The sequence below is a fragment of the Dyella sp. genome (assembly GCF_051954575.1).
Lineage (GTDB): Bacteria > Pseudomonadota > Gammaproteobacteria > Xanthomonadales > Rhodanobacteraceae > Dyella_B.
On sequence record NZ_JBQCHP010000128.1, the window covers coordinates 1 to 2,943 of the forward strand.

3 protein-coding genes are annotated in these 2,943 nt (G+C 62.2%); 2 read left to right on the top strand and 1 reads right to left on the bottom strand.

The window, feature by feature from the left end:
- On the bottom strand, positions 1–734 hold a 734-nt coding region (locus ACTHNE_RS16735; protein WP_440269835.1), incomplete at its 3' end, for a hypothetical protein.
- A 354-nt stretch (positions 735–1,088) separates the two neighbouring features.
- Between ACTHNE_RS16735 and ACTHNE_RS16740 the strand changes: the two genes are divergently transcribed.
- Both ACTHNE_RS16740 and ACTHNE_RS16745 read left to right on the top strand, forming a co-directional pair.
- A complete protein-coding gene (locus tag ACTHNE_RS16740; RefSeq protein WP_324937106.1) occupies positions 1,089–1,670 on the top strand; it encodes an RNA polymerase sigma factor in 582 nt (193 codons plus the stop codon).
- A 5-nt stretch (positions 1,671–1,675) separates the two neighbouring features.
- Positions 1,676–2,674: a FecR family protein gene (locus ACTHNE_RS16745; RefSeq protein ID WP_324937104.1), complete on the top strand. Its 999-nt coding sequence runs from the start codon at positions 1,676–1,678 to the stop codon at positions 2,672–2,674.
- Positions 2,675–2,943 lie beyond the last annotated feature (269 nt).

Consider the following 2,943-nt stretch of genomic DNA (forward strand, 5'->3'; position numbering starts at 1 on the left):
GTAATGCCGTTGAGGTCGTTCTGGCCGTAGACCTGGTTGATCTTATAGGTATTGCCAGTGCTGTCGGCGAGCGTGCCGACCACGTGGATCTCGATCAGGCGCGTGCCAACCAGGTTGCCCCAGCCGTCGCGGATACCGCGCAACTCGCCCAGTACGATCTTGCCGGTGAACGTATCGGTTTCGCTCTTGCCGGCAGCATTGGTCACTGACACGGGGCCGGACACGGCGAACTTCTTGCCTGCCTGATAGGTGCCGGTCGGAATGGACACGCCGTTGCCCGAGATGGATACCGAAACGTTGTCCTGCAGCATGTACGGAGGCACGCCGCCCGCACCGGACTGAAGACTCAGGTTGTCGGCGAGATTGTTCAAGGAAACCAGGCCGCTGAGCACAAAATAGGTATCGGCACTGGAGTTGACCTGTTCGGGCAGCGTACCGGCGGTGATGCTGGTGACCGTCGAGGAGCTATTGCTGGCCGACGCCACGTAGGAAAGGCCATAAGCCCCCGTGGTGGCGATGTTGACGCTGGTGGAGTTGGTGGCCGTACCGGCCACTTCCAGTTTTCCGCCCTGCTGGAACGACAGGCTGTCCGTCTGGCCGGCACTGTTGCTCAAGGTGACCTTCAAGCTGCTGGGAACATAGGTGAATTGCGCCGCATACGACGCGGAAGCAACGAAAAGCAGGCCTGCGGACATGCACATGGCAAGCGTTTTCAGACGTGAAGCGATATTCATGAGCGCTACTCCTTGACTGACGCACGAGAGAAAATGCGCCGTGCCCCTATGCACGGCGCGACGGTTCGGCCAGGACTGAACCCGGCAGTCGAATATCGTCGTGGACGTGCTTGAATATTTACGCCGGTCTTTTTTCAGACGCATTGCCGATTCGCGCGAACAAAAATGACATTTCATTTAAATCGGGCAGTCCTGACGGGCCCGCGCGCAGAAGCCAACTGCCATAATCGCTTTCATAATCGGACTTACAGCCCAGCCCCGCTTAGCGCCCCACGGCCGGCGATCCCATTTGCATACGCTGCCGTTTTGCGTCACATTCGGCCGACGCTCTTGGGGTCGGGTGCGGTAGCGGGAATGAAAGACAAGCGGGAAGGTGCGTCGATGAGGCCGTTGCCGGATATCCAGGCCATCGACGTCCGTGCCAATGCACATCGTTTTGAAGCGTTTCTGCGGGGCCAGTTCCGTGGCTTGCTGCAGTTCTTGCGTGCGCGCACGGCTTCGGAGCAGGACGCCGAGGATGCCGCCCAGGAAAGCATGGCCAAGCTGCTGCGCTACCGCGAGTCGGAGCCGCCGTCGGCCTGGAAGCAGCTGCTTTACCGCATTGCGGTGAATGTGGCGCACGACCAGTACCGTGTCGCGCTCAGCCATCACAGCAAGGACCACGTGGCGCTGGATGGCCTGGAGATCGCCGCCGGCGAGCACAGCCCGGAACAGCGTGCCCTTTATGACCAGCAGGTGGCGCGCCTGACCCGCGCCATCCTGGAACTGCCGCCCAAGTGCCAGCGCGTCTACCTGCTCAAGCGCGTGCACGACCTGAGCCATGCGCAGATCGCCGAGCGCTGCGGCATTTCGGTCAAGATGGTCGAAAAACACCTGACCACCGCGCTTGCGCAGCTGCGGCGCAAGGTAGGTGATTCGTCGACGGAAACGTTGTAATGGGCATGGACAGGGAAAACGCAGACAAGGGTACGCAGGCGGGCTTGCAGGATCAGGCCGCGCAGTGGTTTGCGCGCCTGCTCGACAGCCAATGCCCGCCCGCCGAACGCGCCGCATTCGAGCGCTGGCGCAGTGCCGACCCGAAACATGCATCGGCGTACCGCGAACTGGAAATGCTGTGGAAGCGCAGCGCCGAAGCGGTGAGGGACCCGGCCCTGGTGGCCGCCGCCAACCGCGCCCTGCGGCGTGAGCCCGCGACGCACGCGCGGCGCTGGTGGTTTCCCGCACTGGCCGCGGGTGTGGCGCTGCTTGTCGCCGTCGTCACCCTGCCCCGCTGGTTGGCGGCGCCGGAGGATCCTGTCGGCACGGTGTATGCGACGAGCGCGGGCCAGGAGCGTACCGAACAGCTCGCCGACGGTTCGTCGGTATTGCTCGATACGGATACCGAAGTGGTGGTGCGCTACAGCGCCCGCACGCGCCGCGTGGATCTGCTGCGCGGTCGCGCGCAATTCTCGGTGCAAGGCAATCATGCGTGGCCGTTCGTGGTGCATGCCGGCAACGGCACGGTGACGGCGGTCGGTACGCAATTCCAGGTGCGTCTGGACGGCGCCGCTACCGACGTGGCGCTGCTGAAAGGCAAGCTGGCCATCGCCGCGCAATCGCCGGACGGCCAGCAACAAAATGCATCCCTGGTCGGGGGCCAAAGCCTGAGCTTCGACGAACGCGGCAACATCACGCCCGTGCGCGCGATCGACCTGCAGCAGGCACAAGGCTGGACGCAGGGCAAGCTGTTCGTGCACGACTGGCGCCTGCCGCAGCTTTTGGCCGAGATGAATCGCTACAGCGCCACCAAGGTCGCGATCGGCGATCCGTCCTTGCAGAACATCCATATCAGCGGCGTCTTCCGCACCGGTGATCAGCAGACCTTCCTTGCGATGCTGCAGCAAGGTTGGTCGATTCGCGTCACGCGTGCTGGCGACAAGCGGATTGTGTTGTCGCGCTGACGCGTTTCGTTCGTAGGTTGGGGTGCAAACCCCAACGTCGTGATGTATGCGTGCATGGTAATGGTTGGTTTTTCGCACCCTGATATATCCCATTTGCTGAGGGAATGGAGCCGCACGCGAAGGTGACCATTGCCTGCGGCGCTTTCGGTCCCTAAAGGGCCCGAGTCACTTTTCTTTGCTGGCCCAAAGAAAAGTAACCCAAAGAAATGGCCTCAAAGGCTCACGGCATGGGAAGGTTAAGAGCCTGAGCGCTCACGTCCAGATAGAAA

Excerpts from the sequence above, each read along its gene's own strand:
- ACTHNE_RS16745 (WP_324937104.1), top strand. The coding sequence starts at position 1,676 with ATGGACAGGGAAAACGCAGACAAGGGTACGCAGGCGGGCTTGCAGGAT.
- ACTHNE_RS16740 (WP_324937106.1), top strand. The coding sequence starts at position 1,089 with ATGAAAGACAAGCGGGAAGGTGCGTCGATGAGGCCGTTGCCGGATATC.